The organism is Tabrizicola sp. (genome assembly GCF_031377265.1).
Lineage (GTDB): Bacteria > Pseudomonadota > Alphaproteobacteria > Rhodobacterales > Rhodobacteraceae > JAUYQR01.
Genome location: NZ_JANMET010000033.1, coordinates 1 through 4368, shown reverse-complemented (window position 1 = coordinate 4368; position 4368 = coordinate 1). Strand labels below are relative to the sequence as shown.

Here is a 4368-nt window from a genome sequence, read left to right as displayed (position 1 = left end):
CCCTGCTCATCACCGTCGAAGGGGGCTGGACCCTGGCCCGCGCACGGCGCAAGTCGGATGTGATGCGATCCCTTCCCGCGCGGCTGTTTCCAAGCCATCCCTGACGCATACTTGCGCCGCTTCGCCCCTTCGCCTATATGCCGCGATGAGAGGTTGGCGCGGGTAAGCGCCTCGCCAACCCGGTCAGGTCCGGAAGGAAGCAGCCGTAACGAGCCCCGCTTGGGTCGTTGTCCAGCCTCTCACCTTGTGTTCACGCAGAAACGGAGTGCGCCTATGACTGTCTCAGCAATGCTCCGGGCGAACCAGCGCTAAGCGCTGCCCCTCTCAGCAATAGCGCGTTCCCGTCCGAACCAGCCGCCCGCACGTCCGCATCGGACCTGCACAGGGCCTGATTTCCTCTAGCACGGAACGCTTCAGATGACACTCGATCTCACTCTGCCCAGCCTTGGCTGATCGAACTTCTTTCTGTCGCAACTCGAAGAAACCGAGCTTGCGCTGACGCCGGTCCGAATTGCAGCAGTGCACCACGCCCAGATAGATGGGCTTTGCGCCACTGACGCGGTCACGCTGCCAATGGCCGGGTCGCTGACAACTGGTGATTTGGCAGTTGGTGACTGGGTTCTATCCGACGGGCTGCGCATCTTGCGTTGCCTCGACCGAAAGACCGAACTTGGCCGCCGCGCCAAAGGATCAGGCAAGACGAGCCAGTTGATAGCAGCAAACGTCGATACGCTGTTTATCGTCACCTCGTGCAACGCCGATTTCAACCCGGCGCGGCTTGAACGGTATCTGGCCTTGTCCGCAGACGCAGGAACCGAGGGGGTGATCCTGCTGACCAAGGCAGACAGCTGTCCTGATCCTGACAGCTATCGCGCCCGGGCAGAACGCCTGCGCCGGAAACTGTGTGTCCTCACGCTTGACGCGCGCGATCCAGGCATCGCTACCGACCTTGGCGATTGGTGCCGCCATGGGCAAACCGTAGCCTTGGTTGGGTCTTCGGGCGTTGGCAAGACGACGCTGACAAACAGCCTGACCGGGCTGGCCGGGCCCACTCAGCCCATCCGCGAGGGCGACGCACGCGGCCGCCACACCACCACAAGCCGTTCTTTGCATGCGTTGTCCGGCGGCGGTTGGCTGATCGATACACCCGGCATGCGGTCGCTTAGCCTTATGGACGCGACCGAAGGCATCGACGCGGTATTCGAGGATGTGACCGAACTGATCGGACAGTGCAGGTTCCACGATTGCTCTCACCAATCAGAACCGGGCTGTGCAGTACCTCAGGCCATCGAAGATGGTCACCTTGACGCAGCCTGCCTGCGTCGTTGGGAAAAGCTGAAGCGCGAAGACCGCATTAACACCGAAACCGTAGCGGAAGCGCGCGAAAGGTCCCGTTGGTTTGGCCGTCAAGTCAAGAAGAGCCTAGCCTTGAAGTCGCGGTTCGATCGCAAGCCCTGACGCCGCCGCAAGGAATGACGGAGTCATCAGCCCCGCCATATTCGGCCTCTGTCCTTGCCCCTCCAACAGTCGCAGACTAAGCTTGGGAACCAAGGGGAGCCGCATGTCCGACCAACCCGCTTATCAGGTTCTGGCCCGCAAGTACCGCCCGCAGACCTTTGCCGACCTGATCGGGCAAGAGGCTATGGTGCGCACGCTGCAGAACGCCTTCGCGGCGGACCGGATCGCGCATGCCTTCGTGATGACCGGCGTGCGGGGCGTGGGCAAGACCACCACGGCGCGGATCATCGCGAAGGGTTTGAACTGCGTCGGGCCGGATGGCACTGGCGGGCCGACGACCGAGCCTTGCGGTATCTGCAAACCCTGCGTCGGCATTGCCGAGGGGCGGTTTTTCGACGTGCTGGAGATCGACGCGGCATCTTCGACCGGCGTCGACAACATCCGCGAGCTGAATTCCATGGCCAACACGCGGCCGGCCGAGGGACGCTTCAAGATCTTCATCATCGACGAAGTTCACATGCTTTCGATCAACGCCTTCAACGCGCTGTTGAAGACGCTGGAAGAGCCGCGCTCGCATACCAAGTTCATCATGGCCACCACGGAGATCCGCAAGGTTCCGGTCACCGTCCTCAGCCGGTGCCAGCGGTTCGACCTGAAGCGGATCGAGCCGGAGGTGATGATGGCGCATCTGGCGCGGATTGCCGCGCTGGAAGGGGCAAGCCTTGCGCCCGATGCCTTGGCGCTGATCACCCGCGCGGCCGAAGGGTCTGTGCGCGATGCGATGAGCCTGATGGATCAGGCGATTGCGCATGGCGCGGGCGAAACTTCGGCGACGCAGGTGCGCGCGATGCTGGGGCTGGCGGACCGGGGGCGGGTGCTGGACCTGTTTGATCTGGTGATGCGGGGCGAGGCAGCGGCGGCGCTGGCGGAACTGGCCGCGCAATACGCCGATGGGGCCGATCCGATGGCCGTGCTGCGCGATCTGGCAGAAATCACGCATTGGATTTCTGTAATCAAGATCACGCCTTCTGCGGCCGAAGATCCGACCACACCGCCCGATGAACAGACCCGCGGGCTGGACATGGCGGCACGGCTGCCAATGCGCGCGCTCAGCCGTATGTGGCAGATGCTGCTGAAATCGCTGGAAGAAGTGGCTTTGGCGCCGAACGCGATGATGGCTGCCGAAATGGCTGTGATCCGGCTGACCCATGTCGCCGACCTGCCCGACCCTGAAACGCTGATCCGCAAGCTGCAATCACAGCAACAACCCCAACCGCAGCCGCCGGCGGGTGGCGCGCCGGCCAGTGGCGGTGGTGGCTCCGTGCATACGGGCGCGATGCGAATGGCCCCCTCTGCACCGGCGCGCGGTCCAGTGATGCAGGCCCATGCGTCACAATCGGGGCAGGCCCTGGCATTGGCCGAAAGCCAGTTGCAGGTTTACGCCGGTTTTCCCCAGATCGTCGAACTGATCCGCGAAAAGCGCGACATGCGGCTGCTGGTGGAGGTGGAAACCACCCTCAGACTGGCACGCTATGCCCCCGGTCGGATCGAGTTTGAACCGACGGCGGATGCCGCCCCCGACCTTGCCGCGCGCCTCAGTCAGCGGCTTCAGGGCTGGACCGGCGGGCGCTGGGGGGTGTCGGTCGTGTCTACTGGCGGTGCACCGACGATTGCCGAAGACCGTGACAAGGACAAACTGGCCGTCACCGCCGAAGCCATGCAAAACCCCTTGGTGCAAGCGGTCATGACGGCCTTTCCCGGCACCAGGATCACTGATATTCGCACTCCGGAAGTGCGCGCCGCCAGCGCTGCCGCCGAGGCGTTGCCGGAGGTGGAAGATGAGTGGGATCCCTTCGAAGACAACTGAAAGGAAAACCGATGCTGAAAGGTTTGGGCGGGCTTGGTGACATGGCCGGGATGATGAAGAAGGCACAGGACATGCAGGCCAAAATGCTGGAACTGCAGGAAGAGCTTTCACGCACCGTGGTTGTTGGCGAATCTGGTGCGGGCCTGGTGAAAGCGCGGGTCACGTCGATGGGTGCAGTGACCGGATTGGACATCGATCCGTCGATTCTGGTGGCGTCGGAAAAAGAGGTGGTCGAAGACCTGATCATCGCGGCAATCAAGGACGCGCAGACGAAGGCGCAGACCAGAAGTCAGCAGGAAATGGCCAAGTTGACCGAAAGCATGGGCCTGCCCGCCGGCATGAAGCTGCCGTTCTGAGATGGCCGACGACACGGGTGTCGAGGCGCTGATCGATCTGATGGCCCGACTTCCGGGTCTTGGGCCACGCTCTGCGCGACGCGCGGTTCTGGTGCTTTTGAAAAAGCGCGCACAACTTATGGCGCCGTTGGCACAGGCGATGGCCGAGGTCGCGCTGAGTGCGAAAGACTGCCAGATCTGCGGAAATATCGGCACCGCCGAGGTTTGCGCGATTTGCGCCGATCCGCGCCGGGCAACGGGCGAAATCTGCGTGGTCGAAGACGTGGCCGATCTGTGGGCGATGGAGCGCGGACAGGCGTTCAAGGGCCGCTATCACGTTCTGGGCGGTACGCTTTCGGCGCTGGATGCGGTGGGTCCGGAAGAGCTGCGCATTCCCCGTTTGATTGCCCGAGTGGCCGATGAGGCTGCCCGCGAGGTGATTCTGGCATTGAATGCCACGGTCGACGGGCAGACCACGGCGCATTACATCGCTGATGTGCTGGAACCGCTGGGGGTGCAGATCACCTCACTGGCGCAAGGCGTGCCGATCGGCGGAGAGCTTGACTATCTGGACGACGGGACCATCGGGGCAGCGCTGAAGGCACGGCGCAAGTTCTGAGGGCGGAGGGGGGGGGGGGGTGCGGCCGGCCCGCCCCCGCCGCGGGGTGGGTGTGGGGGGAGTAGAGAGCGGGGGGGAGGTATCGGGCG

The 4368-nt window shown here is 63.6% G+C and carries 4 protein-coding genes and 1 other RNA gene; all 5 read left to right on the top strand.

From position 1 onward, the window contains the following. Positions 1-146 precede the first annotated feature (146 nt). An RNA gene (gene ffs, locus RMO18_RS01970) (signal recognition particle sRNA small type) lies at positions 147-245 on the top strand. Positions 246-519: 274 nt separating this feature from the next. Then, positions 520-1458 (top strand): ribosome small subunit-dependent GTPase A, encoded by a 939-nt coding sequence (rsgA, locus tag RMO18_RS01965; RefSeq protein ID WP_309663643.1) that lies wholly within the window; start codon positions 520-522, stop codon positions 1456-1458. Positions 1459-1561: 103 nt separating this feature from the next. Further along, a complete protein-coding gene (locus RMO18_RS01960) occupies positions 1562-3325 on the top strand; it encodes a DNA polymerase III subunit gamma/tau (RefSeq protein ID WP_309663642.1) in 1764 nt (587 codons plus the stop codon). 11 nt (positions 3326-3336) lie between these two features. Further along, a complete protein-coding gene (locus tag RMO18_RS01955; RefSeq protein WP_309663641.1) occupies positions 3337-3681 on the top strand; it encodes a YbaB/EbfC family nucleoid-associated protein in 345 nt (114 codons plus the stop codon). Between the two features lies 1 nt (position 3682). Next, positions 3683-4279: a recombination mediator RecR gene (recR, locus tag RMO18_RS01950; protein WP_309663640.1), complete on the top strand. Its 597-nt coding sequence runs from the start codon at positions 3683-3685 to the stop codon at positions 4277-4279. Positions 4280-4368: the final 89 nt, after the last annotated feature.

What these genes read in the sequence shown, in the direction of transcription:
- RMO18_RS01960 (WP_309663642.1), top strand. Translation starts at nt 1,562, where the DNA reads ATGTCCGACCAACCCGCTTATCAGGTTCTGGCCCGCAAGTACCGCCCG.
- RMO18_RS01955 (WP_309663641.1), top strand. Translation starts at nt 3,337, where the DNA reads ATGCTGAAAGGTTTGGGCGGGCTTGGTGACATGGCCGGGATGATGAAG.
- recR (WP_309663640.1), top strand. Translation starts at nt 3,683, where the DNA reads ATGGCCGACGACACGGGTGTCGAGGCGCTGATCGATCTGATGGCCCGA.